Genomic DNA, 25,947 nt, shown 5'->3' on the forward strand with positions numbered 1-25,947 from the left:
ATGCGAGTGCCAGCGTCGCCGACCGCCGCCACAGCGGCGCCGTGACCGCGATCAAGCGCAGGTGTCGAACAAGCCCGGCTGCGTCGCCATCTCGTCCCGGTCGCGGAATCCCGACAGGCCCACGCCGACCAAGCGATAGCGGGTGGCGCGCGGCAGATCGACGCGCTCGCGCAGCGCCAGCGCAATGGCGATGAACTCCTGCGCGGATGCCGGCGGCGACTCCGGCGTGAAGCTGCGCGTGAGAATGCGGAACTGCGACGTCTTCAACTTCAGCACCACCGTGCGGCCGACACGCTCGGTCTTGCGGCTGGCCTGCCATGCCTTTTCCGCGATGCGCACGATGTGCGGCTCCAGTTCGGACAACAGCAGGTCGCTGGCGAAGGTGTCCTCGGATGAGATGGACTGCACCGGCTGGTCGGGTTCCACCGGTCGCTCGTCGATACCGCGTGCGCGCCGGTACAGGCCACCGCCAAAGCTGCCGTAGCGCGCTTCCAGTTCATGCTGCGGATACGCGCGCAGATCGCCGACCGTGTGGATGCCGTCGGCGTTTAGCTTGCCCTGCATCACCTTGCCCACGCCCGGAATGCGCTCGACCGGCAGCGGCGTCAGGAACGCCTCCACCTGGTGCGGGCGCAGCACGAACTGTCCATCGGGCTTGCGCCAGTCCGAGGCGATCTTGGCCAGGAACTTGTTCGGCGCCACGCCGGCCGATGCCGTGAGCTGCGTCTCTTCGCGGATCTGCGCGCGGATGGTCTCGGCCACGGCGGTGGCCGTCGGCAGGTCGGACTTCGGCGTGGTGACGTCGAGATAGGCCTCGTCCAGCGACAGCGGTTCGACCAGGTCGGTGTGGCGCAGGAAGATCTCGCGCACCTGCCGGGACGCCGCCTTGTAGCGCGCGAAGTCCGGCGGCACGAACACCGCCTGCGGGCACAGCCGCTCCGCGCGCACCGCCGGCATCGCCGAGCGCACGCCGAACACGCGCGCCTCGTACGACGCCGCGCAGACCACCGAACGCTCGCCGCGCCACGCCACCACCACCGGTCGTCCGCGCAGCGACGGATCGTCGCGCTGCTCCACCGACGCGTAGAAGGCGTCCATGTCGATGTGGATGATCTTGCGCATCACGCGATGATATCGGCCGCCGTACGCGATCGCATGGACGCATCTTCAAACGATACGGTTGCGTGTGGACTTGCGGACAAAACGCGCGAAACCCTTGCCGCAATTGCGTCGCGCCGATGGTACGGCGGCGTATGGAAAAAACCGGTTGATCTGCATCAAGACAAGCGTATGCACATGTGTGCATTATTTGCGCTTCGCAGAATGGACGACGCAATGAACGCCCCCGCTTCCTTCTCGCGCGAACAGCTGCTGGCCAGCGCGCGCGGTGAACTGTTCGGCCCCGACAGCGGCCGCCTGCCCAACGACCCGATGCTGATGTTCGACCGCATCACCGAGATCCGCGAGGACGGTGGCGCGCATGGCAAGGGCATGGTGCGCGCCGAACTGGATATCCATCCGGACCTGTGGTTCTTCCAGTGCCACTTCCTCGGCGACCCGGTGATGCCGGGCTGCCTGGGCCTGGACGCGATGTGGCAGCTGACCGGCTTTTTCCTCACCTGGCTGGGCGCGCCCGGTCGCGGCCGTGCGCTGGGCTCGGGTGAAGTGAAGTTCACCGGCCAGGTGTTGCCGACCGCCAAGCGCGTCAGCTACGAGATCGACATCAGCCGCGTGATCAACCGCAAGCTGGTGCTGGCGGTGGCCGACGGCCGCATGCTGGTCGACGGCCGCGAGATCTACACCGCGCGCGATCTGCGCGTGGGCCTGTTCACCTCGACGGAGAACTTCTGATGCGCCGCGTCGTCATCACCGGCCTGGGCATCACCTCCTGCCTGGGCAACGATGCGGACACCGTATCGGCTGCGCTGCGCGAAGGCCGCTCGGGCATCCGCCACATTCCGCAGTACGCCGAACTCGGTTTCCGCAGCCAGGTCGGTGGCGCGCCGGAGATCGACCTGGAGGCGCAGATCGACCGCAAGCAGAAGCGCTTCATGGGCGACGCCGCCGCGTTCGCGCATATCGCGCTGCGCGACGCCATCGCCGATGCCGGCCTGGACGAGACGCTGGTCAGCCAGCCGCGTACCGGCCTGATCGCCGGCTCCGGCGGTGGGTCGGCCGAATGGCAGATCGAGGCCGCCGACCTGCTGCGTGCGCGCGGCATCCGCAAGGTGGGCCCGTACATGGTGCCGCGCACGATGTGCTCGACCGTGTCGGCCACGCTCGCCACCGCATTCAAGATCAAGGGCGTGAGCTATTCGATTTCCGCCGCCTGCGCGACCTCCGCGCATTGCATCGGCGCGGCGGCGGACCTGATCCGCGCCGGCCGCCAGGACATCATGTTCGCCGGCGGCGGCGAGGAACTGCACTGGGCGCTGACGATGATGTTCGATGCGATGGGCGCATTGTCGAGCAAGCGCAACGACGATCCCGCCCACGCCTCGCGTCCGTACGACGCCGACCGCGACGGTTTCGTCATCGCCGGTGGCGGCGGCATGCTGGTGCTGGAGGACTACGAGCACGCGGTGAAGCGCGGCGCGCGCATCCATGCCGAACTGCTGGGCTATGGCGTGACCTCCGACGGCGCCGACATGGTGGCCCCGTCCGGCGAAGGTGCCGTGCGCTGCATGCGGATGGCGCTGGAAGGCGTCACCGCGCCGCTGGACTACCTCAACACGCACGGCACCTCGACGCCGCTGGGCGACGTGATCGAACTGGAAGCGATCCGCAACGCGCTCGGCGACACGCTGCCGCCGATCTCGTCGACCAAGGCGCTGTCGGGCCACTCGCTGGGCGCGGCCAGCGTGCACGAGGCGATCTACTGCCTGCTGATGATGCGCGACGGTTTCATCGCCGGCTCGGCCAACATCGAGACGCTGGCCGAGGACGCCGCGAGCTTCCCCATCGTGCAGACCAGCCGCGATGCGACGCTCGACACGGTGATGTCCAACAGCTTCGGTTTCGGCGGCACCAACGCCAGCCTGGTGTTCGGCCGGGTCTGACCCGGCTCAGCGCGCGTCCACCGCGCGCCGCCCCAGCGCCGGATCGTCGGTGAAGAATCCGCCGATCCCCAGCGCGAGATGGGCACGGATCTCGGCGAGCGATCCCGCCTCGCTGCGCGTGCGCGGATCGTCGCCTTCGCGCAGCGCCGCCGGCAGGAAGTGGTTCTCCGGCCGGAACGTGTACGGCCACACCTGCAGGCCCGCCGTGCGCGCGTCGGCCATCAGCGCTGTCGGTGTCGCCCACGTGCCGTCTTCCGCCACCGGGATCAGCAGGCGCGTCCAGGGACCGATGATCTCGGCATAGCCGGCGATGTCCTGCAGTCCCGCCGGCGTCATCAGGTCGGCATAGCGGGTCGGCTTTCCTGCGGCCAGCGCATCGCCCGGTTGCGCGTCCGCCGGACCCAGCAACTGCAGCAGGCGGATGTTCCGCTGCGACGGCCCCAGGCGCGCGCGCAACGCGCGCAGGTTGGCCTGCTCGAACGACTGGATCACCACCGGCGCCTCGCGCGTGTAGGCGTGCGCCACCAACGTATCCAGAAGACGCTGCTCCATCGGCAGGCCGATGCGCTGGAAGTGGCTGGGATGCTTGAGCTCGGGAATCAGGCCGATGCTGCGCCCGCTGCGTGCGGCGTGGTCGGCCGCCAACGCGATGATCTCGTCCAGCGTCGCGATCCCGTAGCGGCCATCGTGTGCGGTGCCGCGCAGCTCGGGCAGGCGCTCGCGTGCGCGCAAGGTCTTCAGTTCCGCCAGGGTGAAGTCTTCGGTGAACCAGCCGTCGAACACCTCGCCGTCGATCACCTGCCGACGCTTGCGGGCAGCGAACGCGGGCCGCTGCGCGACGTCGGTGGTGCCGCCGATCTCGTTCTCGTGGCGCGCCACCAGCACGCCATCGCGGGTGGCGACCAGGTCCGGCTCGATGTAGTCGGCCCCGGCATCGATCGCACGCGCGTACGCGGCCAGGGTGTGCTCCGGCAGATGCGCACTGTCGCCGCGGTGGGCGATGACGAGCGGCTTCTCCGGCACGTCGCCTGACCGCGCGGGCAGTACCGGCATCACGGCCATCAGCAGAAGGAACAGGCGGGCGAACGGCATGGACATATCCTCATGAAGGCCAGCATGCCACGGCCGGCGGCGGGCCCGGAAAGCACGAAGCCCGGCTTCCGCCAGGCTCCGGTGCAACGCGGGAGGAGAGAGATGCCTCGTTGCAGGGCGCAGTTTGCATGCCGCCTGTTACAGGCCTGCGACAGCTCCACCCCGGCCACGACGCCGGTAGCGCCATCCCGCCACGCCGCTTGACAGCATTACATGTAAGCCATAGATTCCATTTCATGACAGCCCCGCGCCCCGCGATCAAGGCCTCCACGTTGCATGTCCGCAACTATCGGGAGCGCATGCGCGAGCAGGGCCTGGTCAAGAAGGACGTGTGGATCCGGCCGGAGTACGCCGAGGAACTGGCCGCCATCGAGAAGTCGATGCGCGATGCCGAGCGCGACGCGGGTATCCCCTACCTGCCCACGCAACCCGCCGAAGCCGGCTGGACCGTCGCCGCCATCCGCCATGCATTGCAGCAGGCCAGCACCGTGCGCGACGGGCTGATCAGCCTGGAGACCATCGAGGGCGCGGAACCCAGCCTGCATCTGGTGATGCACGAGTACGGCGACCTGTCGGTATTCCTCGCCGTCGGTGGCGAACAGATCCTGGTGGAGGCCTACCTGTGGCCGGTGGAGGACGTGGTCGATCCGGCCGCGTTCAACGCGCACGTGCTCAGCACGCACGTGCTGCTGCCGCTCTCGACGATCGGGATGCAGCGCATCGGCGGCGTCGCCGGCTACACCATGTTCGGCGCGCTCGATACGCACTCCAGCCTGGCCAACGTCATGTTCGAGATCGAGACGCTGGCCGAGAACGTCATCAGCGCCACCGACGCCTACCGGCCCTTCCTGCGCACGGCGACGCGGAGGAAGGCCTGATGCCCGACACGCTGAAGACGCTGTTCAAGCGGATCCAGGAGGGTATGGAAGGACTGGCCGGCGCCGTGATGGGCGACCGTGCCGAGCGCCTGCTCGACGAGGAGATCCGCGCCGTCGACGATGCCCTGCATGGCGCGCGCGGCGAGCACGCGGCGGCGAAGGCGCGCCGCGTCGCCAGCGAGCAGCACCAGGCGGCGCTGGCGACGCGGATCGGCGAGATGGAAGCCAAGGTCGAGGCCGCCCTGCGCCAGAGCCGCGCCACGCAGGCGCGCAAGGCCGCGGATGAGGTCGTCCAGCTCCAGGCCGAACGCCGCCAGCGCGCAGCGGAAAGCCAGCAGCTCGCCACGCAGGAACGCCAGTTCGCGCATGTCGTGGAGCAACTGGAAGGGCGCCTGCGCCGGCTCAAGCACCAGTTGGACATCCTGCGTGCCTCCAACAGCCTGCAGCGGGCGCAGGCGACCGTGGCGCGTCGGCAGCCCGGCGACCTGCTGTATCCGGAGCCGGCGTTCGCGTCCGCCGCGCGGATGAAGCAGCGTCGCGCGCCCACGCCGGCAAGCAGCGCCGCGAGTGAAGGCAAGAGCAAGAAGAATGCCGCCGACCCCGCACAGGCCGTGCTGGACCGCGCCCGCAAGCGCATCACGTCATCCGCGCGCAAGCGCTGACACAGGGGAGCCACCATGACCGAGTTCCTGAACACCGCACTGACCTTTCCGACACTGGTCTACAGCGTGCTGCTCGCGTTCTGCACGGTGTACTGGCTGCTGGCGGCCACGGGCATCGTCGACCTCGACACGGTCGACGGCTGGCTGACCACCGACGGCGACACCGCCGAACCCAATGTGGTCGCCGGCATGGTGGCCAGGCTCGGCCTGTCCGGCGTACCGATGATGCTGGTGCTGACGGTCCTGTCGTTCTTCGGCTGGCTGATCACCTACTTCGCGCACCTGTTCCTGCTGCAGCACCTGCCGGACAGCCTGCGCTGGATCGCCGGCGCCGGCACCCTGATCGCCGCGCTGCTGCCCGGCGCACTGGTGACCTCGCTGCTGCTGCGCCCGCTGGCCGCGGTCATCGCACGCCTGCGGCCGCCGGTGCCGCCGTCCGTGCTGGGTCGCGCCGGCGCCGTGATTTCGCCCTATGCCGATGCCGGCACGGGACGCGCCCACTTCGACGACGGCGGCGCCGGCCTGATCCTGCAGGTCCGCACGCTGCCGGGCGAGCGCCTGTCGCGCGGCGACCGCGTCGTGCTGATCGAGCACCTAGAAAGCGACAACACCTACCGCGTCATGTCCGAAACCGCCTTCCACCAGCAGTAAGCACCCGCGCCGTCTACAAGGAGTTCTGCAATGAGCACTGCCACCATCCTCCCCTTCGCCATCGGCCTGGTTGTCCTGCTGGTGCTGGGATTCGGCTTCATCGGCATCTTCAAGGCCTTCTACAAGAAGGTCGAACAGGGCACCGCCCTCATCGTCAACGACATGAGCGCGCAGCCCAAGGTGCATTTCACCGGCGCGCTGATCATCCCGGTGCTGTACAAGGCCGAGCTGATGAAGATCAGCCTGATCACCCTGCAGGTGGACCGCCGCGGCAAGGAAGGCCTGGTCTGCAAGGACAACATGCGCGCCGACATCGCGGTGGCGTTCTACCTGCGCGTCAACGAGACGCCCGGCGACGTGCTGCGCGTGGCCAAGGCGATCGGCGCCGACCGCGCGTCCGACCGGCATGCGGTGGACGAACTGTTCAACGCCAAGTTTTCCGAGGCGCTGAAGACCGTCGGCAAGAAGTTCGACTTCACCGAACTGTTCGACAAGCGCCAGGCATTCCGTGACGAGATCGTCGCCGTCATCGGCCAGGACCTCAATGGCTACGTGCTGGAAGACGTCGCCATCGACTACCTGGAACAGACGCCCAAGCACCTGCTCGACCCCAGCAACATCCTGGACGCCGAAGGCATCCGCAAGATCACCGAGCTGACCGCGCGCCAGAACGTGCAGACCAACGAGCTGGAGCAGAACGAAAAGCTGGCGATCACCAAGAAGAACACCGAAGCGCGCGAGGCGCTGCTCGCGCTCGAGCGCCAGCAGGCCGAGGCCGAGGCCCGCCAGCACCGCGAGGTCGAGACCGTGCGCGCCCGTGAAGCGGCCGAGACCGCCAAGGTGATCGAGGAGCAGCGCCAGGTCTCCGAGCGCGCGCGCCTGGAGACCGAGGAGCAGATCAAGATCCGCGAACAGGAGCAGCTGCGCCAGGTCGAAGTGGCCGAGCAGAACCGCCGCCGCGCCGTCGCCATCGAACTCGAACGTGTGGCCCGCGCCGAGCAGCTGGAGCGCGTCAATACCGACAAGGAAGTGCAGATGCAGCAGGTCGACCGCGACAAGGTGGTCGAGCAGGGCCGCATGGAAGTGGCCAACGTGGTGCGCGAGCGTACCCAGATCGAGCAGACGGTCGCCGTGGCCGAAGAGAAGATCAAGGAAACCCGCGAGATCGCCGAAGCCGACCGCGCCAAGCAGGTGACCGTGCTGGCCGCCGAAGCCGCCGCGCAGGAAACGCTGGTCAAGGACGTCAAGGCCGCCGAAGCCGCCGAGCAGGCCGCCCGCCACCGCGCGGTCGAGATGACCGTGCTGGCCGACGCCGAACTGCAGGCCGCGGGCAAGCAGGCCGAAGCCAAGCGCGTGCTGGCCGACGGCGTGCGCGCCGAAAGCGCGGCGCCCGGCCTGGCCGAGGCGCAGGTGCGCGAAGCCAACGCCGTGGCCATGGAGAAGACCGGCCTGGCCGAAGCCCGCGTGCTGGAAGCCAAGGCCGATGCGACCTACAAGCAGGGCAACGCCGATGCGCGCGTGCTCAACGAACGCCTGACCGCCGAAGCCGACGGCACGCAGAAGCTGGGCCAGGCCAACGCCAGCGCCACCCAGGCGATGGGCGATGCCGAAGCCAGCAACATCGCCAAGAAGATGTCCGCCGAAGCCGAGGGCCTGACCTCGAAGTTCGACGCGATGGGCAAGATGAGCCCGGATGCGCGCAGCCACGAGGAATTCCGCATGCTGCTGGAAACCCAGCTGCGCCAGCTGCTGGCGTCGATCGATGCGGGCAAGGCGATCTCGCGCGAGAACGCCGAGGTGCTGGCCGGCGCACTGAAGAACGCCAACATCGAGCTGATCGGCGGCGACGGCGGCGTGTTCAATGCGCTGACCAAGGGCATCTCGCTGGGCAAGGCGCTGGAAGGCATCGTGGGTGAAAGCCCGATCGCCTCGCAGCTGCTGGGTCGGCTGGCGGGTGCCGGCCTGCCGGCGCCGGGACGCCCGGCCGAAGCGACCGACGCCTGACGCGCCACGCCTGAACCGTGCCGGCGACCCTGTCCGCCGGCTCCGATTTCCGCATCGACCGCCCAGGACGGGCGAGGATGAGGCCTGATGTCCGTGACACCGAACGCAGAAGCTCCTTCCACCGACGCCCAGGTCGATCAGGCGGTCGCCCAGGGCGGCGCCTACGACGTGCTGCGCCGGCGCCTCGACGACCAGGGCTCGCGCCTGCGCAGCGTCGTCGAAACGCTCAACGCGCGCCGCCTGCAGGAGTTCGGCGACAGCCGGATGGAGACCATCGGCCGCCTGCGCATCCGCACCGAACACAATTCCGTGGGGCGCGACATCGTGCAGGTCGGCGACCTGCTGCTGTTCGGCTTCAACGTCTACATGGGCCTGAAGGCGACCACCTCGGTGGCCGACGTGTTCGGCATCCATCGGCTGGTCGAGACCGGCGATGGCTACGACGTGGCGCCGGTCGACATCGCCGCCAGCTTCCTCGCCGACGGCGCGTTCCAGCGCGACTTCAACGAGCTGTACAGCTACTACAAGGACGCGCGCCTGCTGCAGCTGATCGTCCGCGACGGCCGCCTGCTGATGGCGTTCCAGATCGGCCTGAAGAACACCGACGTGCGCGTGTTCCGCTGGACGCTGACCGCCGACGGCGAGGTGAACTACCTGGATGCGCGCGGCGAGCGCGACATCGTGCTGCCGCCGCCGTTCGACTTCGAGTGGACGCGGGCGACCAAGGACATGGAGGTCAGCGGCCGCCATCCGCACCTGAACATCCTCGACACGCTGTTCGTCGAGACCATCGGCGGCGACCTGACCCTGAAGGTGGAGAACAACACCGAGAGCGGCGCCGGCGTCTACAGCGAGCCGGTGGAAGACCGCACGCAGTCGCTGGACGATGCGCAGATCGAGTTCGCACGCGTCGGCTCGCTGATCCTGCTGAAGGTGCTGCCGTACCGCGAGAGCACCTGGCGCGGACTGGTCTACAACACCCAGACCGGCAAGGTGACGCGGCTGGACGCCATCGTGCAGGCCTGCATCCAGCTGCCCGAAGACCACGGCATCATTTTCCCCGGCGGCTACTACCTGCAGAACGGCGAGCACAAGGCCTTCGATGCCGCCGTGCAGGACATGCAGTACAAGCGCACGATCCGCTCGCCGAACGGCGAAGACGTGATGTACGTGTTCTACGAGCGCGAGACCGGCCAGGCCGCGCTGCTGGTCTACAACCTGGTACAGCGCCGCCTGCAGCCGCCGGTGCTGGCGCACGGCTATGCGCGGCTGCACGACGGACGCATGGTGCTGTTCCGCGCCGAGAACGACGACCCGACCCGCGTCCACCAGATGCAGCTCTGGCAGACACCGTTCAGTTCGGACGAATTCGCCGCGGCGCGACCGGCCGGCACGTCGTTCATGGCCAGGCTGGGCAATGCCGAACTGGTGCGCGCGGTGTCCAACCTGTTCGACCTCGCCCGCGAGATCGAACGCCCGGATGTGTCGGCGCAACGCTACCAGTTGCTGACGCACGCGACCCGCCGGCTGTTCGACCTGCACCACTGGATCGACAACGCACAGTGCGAGGGGCTGGCCACGCTGCTGCACGAGATCGCCGGCACCGGCGAATCGGTGCTGGACGAGTACGAGAAGGTGCAGGAGATCCGGCGCCAGTCCGAGACGGCGATGGCGCAGGCACAGCGCGACCACCGCGCCCTGCTCGGCCGCCTGCAGCCGGAAGGATGGAACGGCATCGGCGAGTTCGTCGACGCACTCGGCGCCGTCTCGCGCCTGCGCGGCCATCTGCTGACGCTGCGCGACTACCGCTACATCGATACCGCCGCCATCGACACGATGGTCGCTGCGCTGCAGGAGGCACACGAGCGAGTCGGCACGGCGACCGGCCGTTTCCTGGCCGACGAGAAGGCGCTGGCACCGTTCCAGCAGCGCCTCGGCGAACTCGACGCACGCGCCCAGAAGGCCGCCAGTGCACGCGAACTGGCGGAGGCCATCGACGCCATGCAGGGCATGGCCGGCGAGCTCGACATGCTGTCCGAACTGATGGCGACGCTGCGGGTCGACGACGCCACCCAGCGTACCCGCGTGGTCGACGCGCTGTCGGCCATCTACGCGAAGCTCAACCAGACCCGCGCGCGCGCCACCCAGCGTCGCCGCGAGCTCGGCTCGGCCGAAGCGGTGGCGCAGTTCGGCGCACAGTTCACCCTGTTCGGCCAGGCCGTCAGCAATGCCCTGGCGATGGCGACCACGCCGGAACGCGCCGACGAACAGCTGTCGCGCCTGATGGTGCAGTTGGAGGAACTGGAGAGCCAGTTCGGCGAACACGAACAGTTCCTCGGCGACATCCTGTCCAAGCGCGAGGAGATGCTGGAGGCCTTCGAGGCGCACAAGCAGGCGTTGCTGGACGAGCGCCAGCGCAAGGCGCAGTCGGTGCAGGAAGCCGCAAGCCGCATCCTGGAAGGACTGGGCCGACGCACCGAGCGCTTCACCACGCCGGACGAACTCAATGCCTTCTTCGCCGGCGATGCGCTGATCCTCAAGCTGCGCGAACTGGCCGGCCGCCTGCGCGAGCTGAAGGACTCGGTGAAGGCCGACGACATCGAGGCGCGCATCAAGGGCGCGCGCGACCAGGCCGTGCGCGGCCTGCGCGACCGCAGCGACCTGTTCGAGGACGCCGGCAACGTCATCAAGCTGGGGCCGCGCCACCGTTTCAGCGTCAACACGCAGCCGCTGGACCTGACCCTGATCCCGCGCGGCGATACGCTGGCCGTGCACCTGACCGGCACCGATTACCTGGAGCCGTTGCAGGAACCCGCACTGGACGCGCTGCGCGACTATTGGGACGTCAGCCTCGCGTCGGAGTCGCCCTCGCTGTATCGCGGCGAGTATCTCGCCTGCCGCCTGCTGGAGGATGCACTGGCAAACGAAGCGGGCCTGAGCGCGGACCAGCTGGAACATGCGCTGGCCGATCCGGAAGCGCTGGACAGGATCGTCCGCGACTATGCCGCGCCCCGTTACCGCGAGGGCTATGAAAAGGGCATCCACGACCACGATGCCGCCGCGATCCTGCGCGCGTTCCTGCCGCTGCGCAACGCCGCCGGCACGCTGCGGCATTCGCCTTCGGCACGCGCCCTGGCGGTGGCATGGTGGTGCCGAAATGATGCCGCGCCGCAGGAGACGACCGACCGGATCCGCGCGGCGCGCGCGATCGACACGATGTCGCCGGCGGGCCGCGCCCTGCAGGCGATGCGTGACGAACTGGCGGCCACGATCGTCGAATGGGTCCAGCACGGCGCACTGCCCTTCCCCGCCACGGAGGCATCGGCGGCCGCGGCCTTCCTGCTCGACACGATCACCAGCGCGACGCCCACGTTCCGTTTCACCCACTACGCCGACGCCCTGGTGACCGCATTCCGTGCGCGCCTGCCCGACGACGCCGGCGGCAGCGTGCTCGCCAGTGCACTGCAGCGCCTGGACGGGCAACCGGCGGCGGCGTGGTCGCTGCTGCGGCAGGCGCTGGATGCGCTGGCCGCATTACCCGAGCACGCGCACCTGGTCGCCTACGTGCCGGAAGCGATCGCCCTGTTCCGCCATGGCGCGCAGCTGACGCACGTGGTGGAGCACGTGACGCTGATGGGCCAGGTCGACGGCCTGCTCGGCGAACATCCGCGCATCCGCGAGGGACGCCTGGCGCTGGCGGTGGACGACCTGCCGGCGCGCTTCGCCGCCCACCGCGACCACTTCGTCCCGGCGTGGCAGCGTTACCAGGCGCTGCGCAGCGACGTCGCACAGCGCGAGCGCGCCGCGATGCGGCTGTCCGAATTCAAGGCCCGCCCACTCAGTTCGTTCGTGCGCAACAAGCTGATCAACGACGTCTACCTGCCCGTCATCGGCGACAACCTCGCCAAGCAGATGGGCACGGTCGGCGAGAACAAGCGCAGCGACCTGATGGGCCTGCTGATGATGATTTCGCCGCCCGGCTACGGCAAGACCACGCTGATGGAATACGTGGGGCACCGGCTGGGCCTGGTCTTCATGAAGATCAACGGGCCGGCGCTGGGCCATGAGGTGCGTTCGCTGGATCCGGCGCAGGCGCCGGACGCGACCTCGCGGCAGGAGCTGGAGAAGCTCAACCTCGCGCTGGAGATGGGCAACAACGTGATGCTGTACCTGGACGACATCCAGCACACGCATCCCGAGTTCCTGCAGAAATTCATCTCGCTGTGCGACGGCACGCGCCGCATCGAAGGCGTCTGGCGCGGCAAGACCAAGACCTACGACATGCGCGGGCGCAAGTTCGCCGTGGTGATGGCGGGCAATCCTTACACGGAGTCCGGCGAGGTCTTCAAGATCCCCGACATGCTGGCCAACCGCGCCGACATCTACAACCTCGGCGACGTGCTGGGCGGCATGGAAGACGCCTTCCTGCTGAGCTACGTGGAGAACTGCCTGACGTCGAACCCCGTGCTGGCGCCGCTCGCCACCCGCGACATGGCCGACCTATACCTGCTGATCGACAAGGCGCGCGGCAAGGACGTCAGCACCAACCAGCTGTCGCATGCGTACAGCGGTGCGGAGATCGGCGAGATCGTCGCCGTGCTGCAGCGCCTGCTGACCGTGCGCGACGTGGTCTACCGCGTCAACCAGCAGTACATCGCCAGCGCCGCGCAGGCGGACAAGTACCGGGTGGAGCCGCCGTTCCGGCTGCAGGGCAGCTACCGCAACATGAACAAGCTGGCGGAGAAAATCTCGCCGGTGATGAATGCCGCCGAGCTGCAGCAGCTGATCGCCGACCACTACCTGGGCGAAGCGCAGCTGCTGACCACCGGCGCGGAAGAGAACCTGCTGAAGCTCGGCGAGCTGCGCGGCACGCTGGCCGCCGACGAACAGGCACGCTGGCAGCAGATCAAGGCCGACTTTCTGCGCAACAAGGCGATGGGGGCCGACGATGCCGATGTCGGCGGCCGCGTCGTCGCACAGCTGGCCGACATCGCGGTCGGCCTGCAGCGGCTGGGCGAACCGGCGCCGGTCGAAGCCGCCCCGCCGGCACCGTGGGAGCAACTGCTTTCCGCACTGCATGCGTTGCGGATGCCGGAACCCGTCGCACCTGCATCGCCCGCGGCGGCGGCACCGGCCGTGGACACCGCACCCGTGCTGCAGGCGCTGCAACAGACGATGGCCCGACAGGACCAGCTCAACGCCGCGCTGGTCGCGCTGGCGCAGGCATTGCGCAGCGGCGCCACCGCATCTGCACCGGCAGTCGCGCGCAAGGCCAAGCCTCGCTCGCCGCGCGAAGCCGAATTCGACCAGGTGATCGCCAGCCTCGCCTTCAAGGAAGAACGCCCGACGCCGACGCTGGACGTATCGCCGTCGACGCACGATCTCGACCCCGAGGGAGAGCCGCCGCGGTGAGTCACCCTCCCGCCCCGGACGCCGGCATCGCCGGCCTGACCGAGCACGCCGCCGCCATCCGCGCGCTGGCGCAGGCGGGCGCGGGCGACCTGCAGGCGACGCTGCGCGACCTCCGCACCGTGCTGCTCTCGGCCGATCCGCGTGCACTGCGTCGCAGCGTCGGCTTCTGGGGCCGGCTGATCGGCCGCGACATCCGCCTGGCCGCCGAAGCGCGCGCGCTGCGCGAGCGCAGCGGCATCCTGTTGCGGCAGGCGGGCTTCGAGGCCGAACGACTTCGCCACCAGCATGCGACGCTGTCGGACCACGCCCAGCGGCTCCGCGATGCCAGCGCGCGCCTGCAACGCGAGATCGACGACCTGGCGCGCCAGCAGGCCACGCAAGCCTCGCACGCCGGCACCTGGCGCCTGACCCACCTCATCACGCTGCGCAGCGCGTACGAGATCACCATCAGCCAGTTGGATATCGTCGCCGCCAATGCTCTGGCCATCGCCGAACGCCACGCGCAGCAACTGCCCCGGCTCGGCGTGCTGCTGGACCAGCAGGCGGGCGTTGCCGCCGGTGCCGGCCACGGAATGCAGCTATCCTCCGCAACGCGGGCGATAGACGAGCTGGAAGCCCATATCGAACACCTGCCCGCGCCACCGGCTGCACCCGCAGCGGCAGCGCGCGCCACCCACGCCCAGGAGGCCCCATGACGACGACGAACCCCGAACAGACGCTGGTCCCCGCCGCGCTGTCGCCGCAGCTGCTGACCGACCTGGGCCTGGAGAGCGCCGACATTCCGCGCATCCAGGAGGCGACCAAGGCGCTGCAGGACATCGCGCCCGGCAACCTGCACACCTACGGCCGTGAAGCGACCACCAAGACCAGCGCCTTCAGCACGCAGCTGCTGGACAAGGTCCGCAACGCCGATCTCGACAGCAGCGGCGAGAAGCTGGGCGACGTCGTGCGCATCGCGCGTTCGCTGAACCTGGAGTCCTTCCATGGCCGCTCCAAGCTGCCGATCCTCGGCCCGCTGATCGACAAGCTGCGCGCCACCAAGGACGACCTGGTGCAGCGCTACAGCTCGACCAACCGCCAGATCGACCAACTGATGGCCGACGTCGGCAAGACCCAGCAGATCCAGCAGCAGCGCGTGCGCGAGTACGACCAGATGCACGACATCGTGCTGGACGAACGCCGCGAACTGGGCGTGCACGTGGCCGCCGGCCGCGTGCGCATCGCCGAGCTGGAGGCGGAACTGGCGTCGCTGTCCGGCCTGGAGGATCCCGAATCCCGCACGCGCCGTGCCGCGCTCGATACCGCGCTGCGCCTGATCGACAAGCGCGTGTCCGACCTGCAGGTGCTGCAGCACGCGGCCACGCAGACGCTGCCGATGATCCGCCTGATCCAGGCCAATGCGATCCAGCTGATCGAGAAGTTCAGCGCGGTGCGCGACATCACCATCCCGATGTGGCGCAACCAGTTCGCCATCCAGCTGTCGCTGGCCGACCAGCGCAACGCGGTGGAACTCGCCAACGCCATCGACGACGCCAGCAACGAGCTGATGCGCAAGAACGCCGAGCTGGTGCATTCCACCGCCGTCGGCACCGCCCGCGCCAACCAGCGCTCGGTGATCGACATCGAAACCCTGCGCACCGTCAACGAGACCCTGATCCGCACGGTCGAGGAAGTCCGCGAGATCCACCGCGAAGGCATGGCCAAGCGCAAGCAGCTGTCCACCGAGCTGGTGGACATGCGCGAAGACCTGGAGAAGCGACTGGCGCTGCCGACCACCGGCAACGCCACGCCGTAGCGCGGGTACGACGCGGCCTCCACCGGCGGGGTCCACGCGTCGCTGCGTCGGCAGCGCGCGTGGGCGGCGAAAATCGGGGTGCTTATCTTGCGGGGTTCGATGCGGGCGTCGGGCGACGGCGGCATGCCGGCGTCTGTCGACACGACGACGTCACCTCACCTCACGTTATCGACCCGCACGCTGTGCTTTCCTTCGCTCGACGCGGCCAGCGTGCTCCCGCGCGGTTAAACTGGCCCGCCGCGCGGACGACCGTGTCGGGACAGCAGCGGATCGAAGAACAGATGAGCGACGACGCCAGCGTCACCACCGGCCAGGCCAAGGGACTGACGGCTTGGGCATGCCACCCTGACACGCGCCTGCCGGCAGCACGCATTGGCATGACGGTCGGCGGCTGATGACCACCACCCTGATCCGCAACGCGGATGTGTACGCGCCCGAACCGCTGGGACGCCGCGACCTGCTGCTCGGCGGCGGCAAGGTGCTGTGGATCGGCACCGATGCGCCCGACCTGCCCACCACCTTCGGCACCCAGGTGCTGGACCTGGGTGGCCGCCGATTGCTGCCGGGCCTGATCGACGGCCACGTGCACGTCACCGGCGGCGGTGGCGAGGCCGGCTTCGCCAGCCGCGTGCCGGCGCCGACGCTGTCGCGCTACACCCGCAGCGGCGTGACCACGGTGGTCGGCCTGCTGGGCACGGACGACGTCGCCCGCGGCACGCGCGAACTGGTGGCCCACGTCAACGCGCTGCGCGAAGAAGGACTGTCGGCCTGGGGATACGCCGGCGGCTACCATCTGCCGCCCGCCACGCTGACTGGTAGCGTGCGCACGGACCTGGCCTTCATCGACTGCCTGCTCGGGGTGGGGGAGCTGGCGATCAGCGACCACCGCTCCAGCCAGCCGACCCTGGACGAACTGCTGCGGATCGCGTCCGAAGCGCACGTGGCCGGGCTGATGACCGGCAAGGCCGGCATCGTCCACCTGCACCTGGGCGACGGTCCGCGCGGCCTGGACCTGGTGCGGCGCGCGCTCGATCAGAGCGAGCTGCCGCCGCGGGTGTTCAACCCGACCCACGTCAACCGGCGCAAGGCGCTGTTCGACGAGGCCATCGAACTGGCCCGGCGCGGCTGCAGCATCGACATCACCGCCTTCCCGGTGGACGAGGGCGAGGACGCGTGGAGCGCGGCCGATGCGCTGGTCCGCTACCTCGACAGCGGCGCCCCGCGCGACCGGGTCACCATCAGTTCCGACGCCGGCGGCTGCCTGCCCTGCTTCGATGCGCAGGGCCGCGTGTGCAGCATGGACGTCGGCCACTCCGGCGCGCTGATCGACACGCTGCGCGAACTGCTGGCCCGCGGCATCGCCCTGCAGGATGCGTTGCCCGCCTTCACCTCCAACGTCGCCGGGCTGCTGCGCCTGCCCGGCAAGGGCCGCATCGCGGCGGGCGCCGACGCCGACCTGGTGGTGCTGGATGCCACCGGCGCGGTGACCGACGTGTTCGCCGGCGGCCACCCGCACCTGCGCGATGGCGCGGTGCTGCGGCGTGGTACGTTCGAATCGCAAGACACCTGAAACACCGGAGCACTCGATGCCAAGCAAGCCCGTCAACGGGGAGCAACGCGGCTGGATCATCCCGATCGGCGGCGCTGAGGACAAGGAAACCAACCCGCGCATCCTGGCGCGTTTCGTCGAACTGAGCGGTGGGGCCGACGCCGACATCGTCGTCATCCCGACCGCGAGCCGGCTGAAGGAATCCGGCCCCCGCTACGAGGAGCTGTTCCGTGGCATGGGCGCACCGCGGGTCGACGTGCTGGACTTCGACACCCGCCGCGACTGCCAGGAGGAAGGCCGGCTGGCGCGGCTGGCGGAGGCCAGCGGCATCTTCTTCACCGGCGGCAACCAGTTGCGCCTGTCCACCATCCTCGGTGGCACCCAGGTGGCGCGCTGCATCCGTTCGCGCAACGCGCAAGGCGTGACCGTGGCCGGCACCAGCGCCGGTGCCGGATTCCTGAGCGAGCACATGATCGCCTTCGGTACCGAGGGCTCGTCGCCGCGCGCCAGCAGCGTGCGCCTGGCGCCCGGACTGGGCCTGACCAACCGCTTCGTGATCGACCAGCATTTCCGCCAGCGCGACCGCCTGGGCCGGCTGACCGCGGCGCTGGGCTACAACCCGTTCGCGATCGGCATCGGCCTGGACGAGGACACCGCCGCCTTCATTTCCCCCGACGACACGCTCGAGGTCGAGGGCAGCGGCGCGGTCACCGTGGTCGATGCCCACGACCTGCAGTTCTCCTCCATGGCCCAGGCCGGCGAGGACGACCCGGTCTGCCTGCTGGGGCTGGGCGTCCATATCCTGATCGCCGGCGCCACCTTCAACCTGCATACGAGGCGGGCTTCGGCCGGCCGACTGGCGACCCGCAAGACCTGATCCGACAAGGGAACCTCCTGCATGCGCATCCTCGAACGCTCCGTCTACGTTGGCCCGTCGCAGCATGCGCACTTCCCGGTGATCCGGCTGCTGCTGGACCTGGGCGACCTGGAACAGTGGCCCACCGCGCGCCTGGGCCCCGGCTTCATCGACGGCCTGGTGGCCGCGGTGCCCGGCCTGGCCGAGCATGGCTGTTCCTACCGCGAGCCCGGCGGCTTCCTGCGCCGCATGCGCGAGGGTGAAGGCACCTGGCTGGGCCACGTGCTCGAACACGTGGCGATCGAACTGCAGAACATCGCCGGCGAGGACGTCACCTTCGGCAAGACCCGCAGCGTCGACGGTCGCCCGGGCGTCTACACCGTGGTCTACGAATACGCCCAGCGCGAGGAAGGCATCGCCGCAGGCGAACTGGCGCTGCGCCTGCTGTGCTCGCTGCTGCCCGAGGGCGTCCGCCCCGCCGGCAGCGTGCCCGAGGACTGGGACTGGGAACCGGCGCGCGACGACTTCATCCGCTACGCCCAGCGGCGCGCGCTGGGGCCGTCCACCGCCTCGCTGGTGCGCGCGGCCGAGGAGCGCGGCATCCCGTGGCTGCGGCTCAACAACCAGTCGCTGGTGCAGTTCGGCCACGGCAAGTACCAGCAGCGCATCCAGGCCACCATCACCGGCAAGACCTCGCACATCTCGGTCGAACTGGCCAGCGACAAGGAGGAGACCAACAAGATCCTCGGCTCGCTCGGCCTGCCGGTGCCGCGCCAGCACCTGGTCACCAGCCAGACCGACGCGGTCAAGGCCGCGCAGCGGCTCGGCGGTCCGGTGGTGCTCAAGCCCTACAACGGCAACCACGGCCGCGGCATCACCATCAACATCAGCGGCGACGACGAGATCCGCGCCGCGTTCGACGCCGCGCGCGAGCACTCGCGTTCGGTGATCGTGGAGACCTTCCAGGAAGGCGACGACCACCGCCTGCTGGTGGTCAATGGCGAACTGGTCGCGGCGACGCGACGCACGCCCGGCCATGTGGTCGGTGACGGCCGCAGGACCATCACCGAACTCGTCGAGATCGTGAACCAGGACCCGCGCCGCGGCATCGGCCACGAGAAGGTGCTGACGCGCCTGGAACTCGACCGCGAAGCGAACCTGATGATGGAACGCGTCGGCTACACCGCCGACGCGGTGCCGAAGCAAGGCGAGGTAGTGTTCCTGCGCTCCACCGCCAACCTGTCCACCGGCGGCACCGCCACCGACGTCACCGACGTCATCCATCCGGACAACCGCGACATGGCGGTGCGCGCGGTGCGCGCGATCGGCCTGGACGTGGGCGGCGTGGACTTCATCAGTCCCAACATCGCCGAGAGCTACAAGAACATCGGCGGCGCGATCTGCGAAGTGAACGCCGCGCCGGGCTTCCGCATGCACGTCGCGCCCAGCGAAGGCACGCCGCGCGACGCCGCCGGCCCGGTGATCGACATGCTGTTCCCGCCGGGCACGCCCTCGCGCGTACCGATCGCGGCGGTCACCGGCACCAACGGCAAGACCACCACCGCGCGCATGCTCGCCCACATCACCAAGATGGCCGGCTACACGCCGGGCCTCACCACCACCGACGGCGTCTACATCGACGGCCAGCGCACGGTGGAAGGCGACATGACCGGCCCTGTCTCGGCGCGGATGGTGCTGTCCGATCCGCACATCGACCTGGCGGTACTGGAAACCGCGCGCGGCGGCCTGCTGCGCGCCGGCATGGGCGTGCCGGAAGTGGACGTGGGCGCGGTGCTCAACATCGCCGCCGACCACCTGGGCCTCAAGGGCATCGATACGCTGGAACAGCTGGCGGAGATCAAGCGCATCGTGGTCGAGGTGGCCAGGGACTGCGCGGTGCTCAACGCCGACGACGTCAACGTGCTGAAGATGTCGGGCTACACCCAGGCGAAGACGATCTGCTACGTCACCATGAACCCGTCGCATGCGCTGGTGCGCGAGCACATCCGCGCCGGCGGCCGCGCCTGCGCGCTGGAGGCCGGCGTCAACGGCCACATGGTCACGCTGTACGACAAGGGCAGCCACATCCCGCTGATGTGGACCCACCTGATCCCGGCCACGCTGGAAGGCCGTGCCCTGCACAACGTGCAGAACGCGATGTTCGCCGCGGCGATGGCGTTCTCGCTGGGGATCAAGCTCGACGCGATCCGCCAGGGCCTGCGTACCTTCGACACCACCTTCTTCCAGGCCCCGGGCCGGATGAACGTGTACGACGAGCATCCGTTCAAGGTGGTGATGGATTACGCGCACAACGCGCACGCGGTGGGGATGATGGCCGATCTGGCCCAGCGCCTGGAGGTGGCCGGGCGCCGGATCGTGGTGGTGGCCGCCCCCGGCGACCGCCGCGACGAGGACATCCAGGACATCGCCCGTGCGGTGGCCGGTCGCTTCGACCACTACGTGGTCAAGCGCGACGACAGCCTGCGCGGCCGCGACGGCGACGAAGTGCCGCGGATCATTGCGCGCGCGCTGCAGGCGGCGGGCGTGGCCGAGACGGCGATCGAACAGATCCCCGACGAGCAGCAGGCCATCGACGCCGCGCTGCGCATGGGCAGGCCCGGCGACCTGGTGCTGGTGTTCGCCGATGCCCTGGCCCGCTCGTGGAAACAGATCACCAAGTTCGCGCCCGAAGGCGCCGAGCCGCGCAGCGCCCGCAAGATCGAGTTGCCGTCGCTGCCGCCGGCGCCTACCGCCGACGAGGCGGCCGTGGCGGCGATGGAGGGCGTGATCCGCGAAGAGCGCGGGCTGGTGCTCGCGCGCCACGACGAAGGCAGCGATTGAGCGGCGGCGATCCGCACCTGCCGGATCGCACCCTCCAGGAACGACCCGCCACATGAGTGAACCCGCTCCCTTGCCGTTCGACGACCTGCGCCGCCTGACCGGGCCCAACCTGTACTTCGCCGGACCGGGCGCGGTGCTGGAAACCCTGGTCGGCGCACCGGTTCCACCCGCACTGATCGAGGACTGGAAGCGGCGCATCGCCCGCGCGCGCGCCGCCCTGGGCTGGCCGCAAGGCCCGGTGACGGTACGCGAACACGCCAGCGGCGCCAGCCTCGCCTTCGCCGCACCCGGCGACATGCTGTACGCCGCCGCCGACGTGGACGAATGGGCCTGGCTGTCCGCCCTGGTCGCAGCCGGGAGGCACATTGGCGAACCGGCGCTGCAGCCCGGATATCCCTCGTTCGTCGACGAAGACGCGGACCTGCGCCTGCTGCGCGCCATTGCCGCGGCCGAAGGCCTGCCGCGACTGCCCGCCCTGCAAGCGGCCGCGCGTGCACACGGCCTGCCGCTGCTGCTCGACGACGAGCAGCTGTCCATCGGCATGGGCCGCGGCAGCCGCACCTGGGACAACCCCGCGCTGCCTACGCCCGATGACGTGCCGTGGCAGCACCTGCATGCGATCCCGGTGGCCCTGGTCACCGGTTCCAACGGCAAGACCACCACCGTGCGCCTGCTCACCGCGATCGCCATCGCGCACGGCTGGCACACCGCCAACAGCTGCACCGACGGCCTCTACCTGGACGGCGTCCTGATCGAGGGGGGCGACTACTCCGGCCCGGGCGGCGCGCGCAGCCTGCTGCGCGATCGCCGGACCCAGGCCGCGATCCTGGAGACCGCGCGCGGTGGCCTGCTGCGCCGCGGCCTGGCGATCGAACGCGCCGACGTGGCCGTGGTCACCAACGTCAGTCCCGACCACTTCGGCGAATACGGCATCCACGATCTCGACGGCCTGGCCGAGGTGAAGCTGACCGTGGCCCGCGCCATCGACGCCGACGGCATGCTCGTGCTCAACGCCGACAACGACCTGCTGCGTCGGCATGCCGCGCGTCTCGAGGTACCGCTGGCCTGGTTCTCCACCGACGACGAGCATCCGCTGCTGCGGCAGGCGCGCGCCGACGGTCGCCGCAGCTGCGGCGTGCGTGACGGCCACCTGTGGCTGTTCGACGGTAGCCACACCCACGATCTCGGCGCGGTCGCCGACATGCCGCTGACCCTCGGCGGCCTGGCCGCGCACAACGTACAGAACTGCGCCGCCGCCGCCCTCGCCGCGAGCGGGCTGGAAATCGCGCCGGCGACGATCGCGGCGGTGCTCGCCCGCTTCGGCCGCGACCACCGCGACAACCCCGGCCGCCTGCAGCGCTGGGTGCTCGGCGGCGGCGTGCAGGTGTACGTGGACTACGCGCACAACCCCGATGGCCTGACGCAGTTTCTCGATCTGGTCCGTCAGGCGCACCGCGACGGCGCACGCCTGCACCTGCTGCTCGGCCAGGCCGGCGACCGCAGCGACGAGGCCATTGCCGACCTCGCCGCCACCGCCGCGTCGTTCCGCCCCGACCACGTGGTGCTGAAGGACATGGAAGGCTACATGCGTGGACGCGAAAGCGGCGAGGTGGGCCGATTGCTGCGCGCGGCGCTGGTGCGCCACGGCGTGGCCGACGGCGCCATCGACGAATGCTGGGACGAAACCGAAGCCGTGCGCGCGATCCTGTCCGCCGCCCGCCCCGGCGACAGCCTCGCCCTGCCGGTGCACGGCGTCGCTGCGCGCGAACGCGTCACCGCCCTGCTCGACCAGTTGCAGGCGCAGGCATGGTCGGCCGGCGATCCCGTCGCCGGCGACTGATTACTCCACCGTCACCGACTTCGCCAGGTTGCGCGGCTTGTCCACGTCAGTGCCGCGCGCGAGCGCGGTGTGGTAGGCGAGCAGCTGCACGGGGATGGTGTGCACGATGGGGCTGAGCACGCCGACGTGACGCGGGGTGCGGATGACGTGCACGCCTTCGGATTCGCTGAAGTGGCTGTCCTGGTCGGTGAACACGAACAGTTCGCCGCCGCGCGCACGTACTTCCTGCATGTTGGACTTCACCTTCTCCAGCAGCACGTCGTTCGGCGCGATCACCACCACCGGCATGTCGGCGTCGACCAGCGCCAGCGGGCCGTGCTTCAGTTCGCCGGCCGGATAGGCCTCGGCGTGGATGTAGGAGATCTCCTTCAGCTTGAGCGCGCCTTCCAGCGCGATCGGATAGTGCAGGCCGCGACCGAGGAACAGCGCGTCGGACTTGGGCGCGAAGCGCTCCGCCCACGCCGCGATCTGCGGCTCCAGGTTCAGCGCGTGCTGCACGCTGCCGGGCAGGTGGCGCAGCTGCTCCAGATAATCGGCTTCCTGCTCCGGGGTGACCTTGCCGCGCAGCTTGCCCAGCACGACGGTCAGCTGGAACAGCGCCGCCAGCTGGGTGGTGAAGGCCTTGGTCGAGGCCACGCCGATCTCGGCGCCGGCGCGGGTGTAGCAGACCAGTTCGCTGGCACGCGGAATGGCGCTTTCCGGCACGTTGCAGATCGACAGCGTGTGCTGGTGGCCCAGCGACTTGGCGTACTTCAGCGCCTCCATCGTGTCGAGGGTTTCGCCCGACTGCGAAATGGTGACGATCAGGTGCTTCGGGTTCGCGTACGCATCGCGGTAGCGGTACTCGCTGGCGATCTCGACGTTGCACGGCAGGCCGGAGATCGCTTCCAGCCAGTAGCGCGCGGTCATGCCGGCGTAATAGCTGGTGCCGCAGGCGAGGATCTGCACGCCTTCGATGTCCTTCAGCGCGGCCTCGGCGTTGGCGCCGAACAGCGTGGGCGAGAAGCCGCCGTCGACCACCGCCTCGATGGTGTCGGCGATCGCGCGCGGCTGCTCGTGGATCTCCTTCTGCATGAAGTGGCGGTACGGGCCCAGTTCCAGCGACGCCAGCGACACGTCGGAGACGTGCACCTCGCGCTGGATCGGTTCGTTCTTGCCGTCGAAGACCTTGACGCCTTCGCGCGTCACTTCGGCGGTGTCGCCCTCTTCCAGGAAGATCACGCGGCGCGTGGCCTGCAGGATCGCGGAGACGTCGGAGGCGATGAAGTTCTCGCCCTCGCCCAGGCCGATCAGCAGCGGGCAGCCCATGCGCGCGCAGACCATGCGGTCCGGCTCCTTGCGGCTGACCACGGCCAGTGCGTAGGCACCGGTCAGTTCCTTCACCGTACGCTGCAGTGCCGCCAGCAAGTTATCGCCGCCCTGCAGATGGTGGTGCATCAGGTGCGCGATGACCTCGGTATCGGTCTGCGACTCGAACACGTAGCCGAGCGCGCGCAGCTTCTCGCGCTGCTCCTCGTGGTTCTCGATGATGCCGTTGTGCACCAGCGCCACGCCGTGGCTGATGTGCGGATGCGCATTGGCCTCGGTGACGCCACCGTGGGTGGCCCAGCGCGTGTGGCCGATGCCGAGGCGGGCATTGAAGCCCTCGGCGGCGGCGGCGCCTTCCATCTCGGCCACGCGGCCGGTGCGGCGCACGCGACGCACGTCCTGCTGCTCGACCACCGCGATGCCCGCGGAATCGTAGCCCCGGTATTCCAGCCGCTTCAGTCCTTCGATGAGTACCGGCACCACGTCGCGATCGGCGATCGCGCCCACAATTCCGCACATAGGCTTGTGTCTTCCATCTGAGTGAAACGAGCGGACATTCTACGTGTCCGGCACTGGACAGGCCCTGTCCGCACGGTGTCCGCGGACACCCGGACAGTCGTCCGGACCGGACAACCCCTTGTGAAATCAATCGCTTGCGTTTGGCACGCATCCTGCTGAGACAGGCAGGTCACTCCAAAGAACGCATGCCGCCGATGATTCGGGACACCTCCGCCCAAGACCGCGTACTCAGTGCCTCGCAGACCCGACCGGCCTGGCGCCGCTGGGTCTGGCCCGCCGCCGGCGGCGTGTTGCTGCTGGCCGGCATCGTGTTCGCCGCCCGCGGCTGGCTGGCTGGCACCGCGTCGGTGGACGGCGCCCGCCTGCGCATCGCCGAAGTGACCCGCGGCGACCTGGTCCGCGACATCGCCGCCGACGGCCGCGTCATCGCCGCCAACAGCCCCACCCTGTACGCCGTGGCCGGCGGCGTGGTCACGCTGAAGGTCGTGGCCGGCGACAAGGTCACCCAGGGCCAGCCGCTGGCCGAGATCGACAGCCCCGAACTGCGCAGCAAGCTGGCGCAGGAGCAGACCACCCTGGCCGGCATGGAAGCCGAATCCAGTCGCGCCACCCTCGATGCCAGCGTCACCCGCGCCAACGCGCAGAAGGCGCTGGACCAGGCCGAGATCGAGCGCCAGGCCGCCGAACGCACCCTGCAGCGCTACCAGCGCGGCTTCGAGGGCGGCGCGGTGCCGCAGGTCGACGTGCTGGAAGCGCAGGACAACCTGCGCAAGGCCGAGATCGCGCTCGCCCACGCACGCAAGGACGCCGGCCTGCAGGGCCAGGGCGCCGGCCTGGATGCACGCAACAAGCAGTTGCTGGCCCAGCGCCAGCGCGCCGTGGTGACCGAGGTGCAGCGCCAGGTGGATGCACTGACGCTGCGCGCGCCGTTCGATGGCCAGGTCGGCCAGATCCAGGCCGTGCAGCGCTCGAACGTGGCGATCAACGCGCCGGTGCTGAGCGTGGTGGACCTGTCGGTGTTCGAGGTGGAGATCAAGGTGCCGGAAAGCTTCGCGCGCGACCTCGCCATCGGCATGCCGGCCACGCTGACCAGCGCCGGCCAGCCGTATCCGGGCGAGATCTCCGCGGTCTCGCCGGAAGTGGTGGGCGGCGAAGTCGTCACCCGCCTGCGCTTCTCCGACAAGCAACCGCCCGGCCTGCGCCAGAACCAGCGCCTGTCCGCCCGCATCCTGATGGACACGCGCCGCAACGTGCTGATGGTCGAACGCGGCCCGTTCCTCGAACAGGGCGGCGGCCGCCAGGCCTACGTGATGGACGGCAACTCGGCCGTACGCCGTCCGGTGCAACTGGGCGTCAGCAGCCTGAGCAACATCGAAGTGCTGAGCGGCCTGCAACCCGGCGACAAGGTCGTCGTCTCCGGCAGCGACCTGTTCGGCGATGCCGAGCGGGTGTCGGTCAATTGAAAGCCGGGAGTCGGGATT

General features: G+C 69.4%; 17 protein-coding genes. 14 read left to right on the forward strand and 3 right to left on the reverse strand.

Annotation, left to right across the window (positions count from 1 at the left end; genetic code table 11):
- Nucleotides 1-51: 51 nt before the first annotated feature.
- Nucleotides 52-1,122 carry a DNA polymerase IV gene (gene dinB / locus MMG85_RS09880; protein WP_241045884.1) on the reverse strand — a complete coding sequence of 357 codons (1,071 nt, stop codon included), beginning with the start codon at nucleotides 1,120-1,122 and terminating at the stop codon, nucleotides 52-54.
- A gap of 213 nt (nucleotides 1,123-1,335) precedes the next feature.
- Between dinB and fabA the strand changes: the two genes are divergently transcribed.
- Together fabA and fabB are read left to right on the forward strand one after the other, a co-directional pair.
- Nucleotides 1,336-1,851, forward strand: coding sequence for a 3-hydroxyacyl-[acyl-carrier-protein] dehydratase FabA (gene fabA / locus MMG85_RS09885; RefSeq protein ID WP_241045885.1), 516 nt, complete (start codon nucleotides 1,336-1,338; stop codon nucleotides 1,849-1,851).
- Nucleotides 1,851-3,059, forward strand: a complete 1,209-nt coding sequence (fabB, locus tag MMG85_RS09890) for a beta-ketoacyl-ACP synthase I (RefSeq protein WP_241045886.1) — start codon at nucleotides 1,851-1,853, stop codon at nucleotides 3,057-3,059. Before fabA ends, fabB begins: the two co-directional genes overlap by 1 nt.
- A gap of 6 nt (nucleotides 3,060-3,065) precedes the next feature.
- Here fabB and MMG85_RS09895 read toward each other — a convergent pair whose 3' ends face one another.
- Nucleotides 3,066-4,112, reverse strand: a complete 1,047-nt coding sequence (locus MMG85_RS09895) for a glycerophosphodiester phosphodiesterase (RefSeq protein ID WP_241045917.1) — start codon at nucleotides 4,110-4,112, stop codon at nucleotides 3,066-3,068.
- A gap of 275 nt (nucleotides 4,113-4,387) precedes the next feature.
- Between MMG85_RS09895 and MMG85_RS09900 the strand changes: the two genes are divergently transcribed.
- From MMG85_RS09900 to MMG85_RS09950, 11 genes are all read left to right on the forward strand, one after another.
- Nucleotides 4,388-5,029 (forward strand): DUF2170 family protein, encoded by a 642-nt coding sequence (locus tag MMG85_RS09900; RefSeq protein ID WP_241045887.1) that lies wholly within the window; start codon nucleotides 4,388-4,390, stop codon nucleotides 5,027-5,029.
- A complete protein-coding gene (locus MMG85_RS09905) occupies nucleotides 5,029-5,691 on the forward strand; it encodes a PspA/IM30 family protein (RefSeq protein WP_241045888.1) in 663 nt (220 codons plus the stop codon). Before MMG85_RS09900 ends, MMG85_RS09905 begins: the two co-directional genes overlap by 1 nt.
- Before the next feature lie 15 nt (nucleotides 5,692-5,706).
- Entirely contained in the window at nucleotides 5,707-6,342 is a 636-nt protein-coding gene (locus tag MMG85_RS09910; protein ID WP_241045889.1) for a hypothetical protein, read from the forward strand.
- A 30-nt stretch (nucleotides 6,343-6,372) separates the two neighbouring features.
- Complete coding sequence (locus tag MMG85_RS09915) at nucleotides 6,373-8,346, forward strand: hypothetical protein (RefSeq protein ID WP_241045890.1); 1,974 nt, start codon at nucleotides 6,373-6,375, stop codon at nucleotides 8,344-8,346.
- Between the two features lie 87 nt (nucleotides 8,347-8,433).
- Complete coding sequence (locus MMG85_RS09920; RefSeq protein WP_241045891.1) at nucleotides 8,434-13,758, forward strand: DNA repair ATPase; 5,325 nt, start codon at nucleotides 8,434-8,436, stop codon at nucleotides 13,756-13,758.
- Entirely contained in the window at nucleotides 13,755-14,453 is a 699-nt protein-coding gene (locus tag MMG85_RS09925; RefSeq protein WP_241045892.1) for a hypothetical protein, read from the forward strand. The genes MMG85_RS09920 and MMG85_RS09925 overlap by 4 nt, the downstream gene beginning before the upstream one ends.
- On the forward strand, nucleotides 14,450-15,553 hold the full coding sequence (locus MMG85_RS09930) for a toxic anion resistance protein (protein ID WP_241045893.1): 1,104 nt from the start codon (nucleotides 14,450-14,452) through the stop codon (nucleotides 15,551-15,553). The genes MMG85_RS09925 and MMG85_RS09930 overlap by 4 nt, the downstream gene beginning before the upstream one ends.
- A gap of 394 nt (nucleotides 15,554-15,947) precedes the next feature.
- Nucleotides 15,948-17,123 (forward strand): beta-aspartyl-peptidase, encoded by a 1,176-nt coding sequence (gene iadA, locus MMG85_RS09935; RefSeq protein ID WP_241045894.1) that lies wholly within the window; start codon nucleotides 15,948-15,950, stop codon nucleotides 17,121-17,123.
- A 16-nt stretch (nucleotides 17,124-17,139) separates the two neighbouring features.
- Nucleotides 17,140-17,979, forward strand: a complete 840-nt coding sequence (locus tag MMG85_RS09940; RefSeq protein ID WP_241045895.1) for a cyanophycinase — start codon at nucleotides 17,140-17,142, stop codon at nucleotides 17,977-17,979.
- A 21-nt stretch (nucleotides 17,980-18,000) separates the two neighbouring features.
- Entirely contained in the window at nucleotides 18,001-20,799 is a 2,799-nt protein-coding gene (gene cphA / locus MMG85_RS09945; RefSeq protein ID WP_241045896.1) for a cyanophycin synthetase, read from the forward strand.
- 52 nt (nucleotides 20,800-20,851) lie between these two features.
- The gene (locus MMG85_RS09950) at nucleotides 20,852-22,639 is read left to right on the forward strand and encodes a Mur ligase family protein (protein ID WP_241045897.1); all 1,788 of its coding nucleotides are present in this window, start codon (nucleotides 20,852-20,854) and stop codon (nucleotides 22,637-22,639) included.
- Here MMG85_RS09950 and glmS read toward each other — a convergent pair whose 3' ends face one another.
- Complete coding sequence (glmS, locus tag MMG85_RS09955; protein WP_241045898.1) at nucleotides 22,640-24,466, reverse strand: glutamine--fructose-6-phosphate transaminase (isomerizing); 1,827 nt, start codon at nucleotides 24,464-24,466, stop codon at nucleotides 22,640-22,642.
- Between the two features lie 194 nt (nucleotides 24,467-24,660).
- Between glmS and MMG85_RS09960 the strand changes: the two genes are divergently transcribed.
- Nucleotides 24,661-25,929: an efflux RND transporter periplasmic adaptor subunit gene (locus tag MMG85_RS09960; RefSeq protein WP_241045918.1), complete on the forward strand. Its 1,269-nt coding sequence runs from the start codon at nucleotides 24,661-24,663 to the stop codon at nucleotides 25,927-25,929.
- The last annotated feature ends 18 nt before the right edge of the window (nucleotides 25,930-25,947 follow it).

The organism is Pseudoxanthomonas sp. LH2527 (assembly GCF_022539275.1).
Lineage (GTDB): Bacteria > Pseudomonadota > Gammaproteobacteria > Xanthomonadales > Xanthomonadaceae > Pseudoxanthomonas_A.

Coding starts and splice junctions, on each gene's coding strand:
- MMG85_RS09915 (WP_241045890.1), top strand. CDS start 6,373: ATGAGCACTGCCACCATCCTCCCCTTCGCCATCGGCCTGGTTGTCCTG.
- MMG85_RS09895 (WP_241045917.1), bottom strand. CDS start 4,112: ATGCCGGTACTGCCCGCGCGGTCAGGCGACGTGCCGGAGAAGCCGCTC.
- MMG85_RS09905 (WP_241045888.1), top strand. CDS start 5,029: ATGCCCGACACGCTGAAGACGCTGTTCAAGCGGATCCAGGAGGGTATG.
- fabA (WP_241045885.1), top strand. CDS start 1,336: ATGAACGCCCCCGCTTCCTTCTCGCGCGAACAGCTGCTGGCCAGCGCG.
- MMG85_RS09960 (WP_241045918.1), top strand. CDS start 24,661: ATGATTCGGGACACCTCCGCCCAAGACCGCGTACTCAGTGCCTCGCAG.
- fabB (WP_241045886.1), top strand. CDS start 1,851: ATGCGCCGCGTCGTCATCACCGGCCTGGGCATCACCTCCTGCCTGGGC.
- MMG85_RS09950 (WP_241045897.1), top strand. CDS start 20,852: ATGAGTGAACCCGCTCCCTTGCCGTTCGACGACCTGCGCCGCCTGACC.
- dinB (WP_241045884.1), bottom strand. CDS start 1,122: ATGCGCAAGATCATCCACATCGACATGGACGCCTTCTACGCGTCGGTG.
- MMG85_RS09920 (WP_241045891.1), top strand. CDS start 8,434: ATGTCCGTGACACCGAACGCAGAAGCTCCTTCCACCGACGCCCAGGTC.
- glmS (WP_241045898.1), bottom strand. CDS start 24,466: ATGTGCGGAATTGTGGGCGCGATCGCCGATCGCGACGTGGTGCCGGTA.
- cphA (WP_241045896.1), top strand. CDS start 18,001: ATGCGCATCCTCGAACGCTCCGTCTACGTTGGCCCGTCGCAGCATGCG.
- iadA (WP_241045894.1), top strand. CDS start 15,948: ATGACCACCACCCTGATCCGCAACGCGGATGTGTACGCGCCCGAACCG.
- MMG85_RS09910 (WP_241045889.1), top strand. CDS start 5,707: ATGACCGAGTTCCTGAACACCGCACTGACCTTTCCGACACTGGTCTAC.
- MMG85_RS09930 (WP_241045893.1), top strand. CDS start 14,450: ATGACGACGACGAACCCCGAACAGACGCTGGTCCCCGCCGCGCTGTCG.
- MMG85_RS09940 (WP_241045895.1), top strand. CDS start 17,140: ATGCCAAGCAAGCCCGTCAACGGGGAGCAACGCGGCTGGATCATCCCG.
- MMG85_RS09900 (WP_241045887.1), top strand. CDS start 4,388: ATGACAGCCCCGCGCCCCGCGATCAAGGCCTCCACGTTGCATGTCCGC.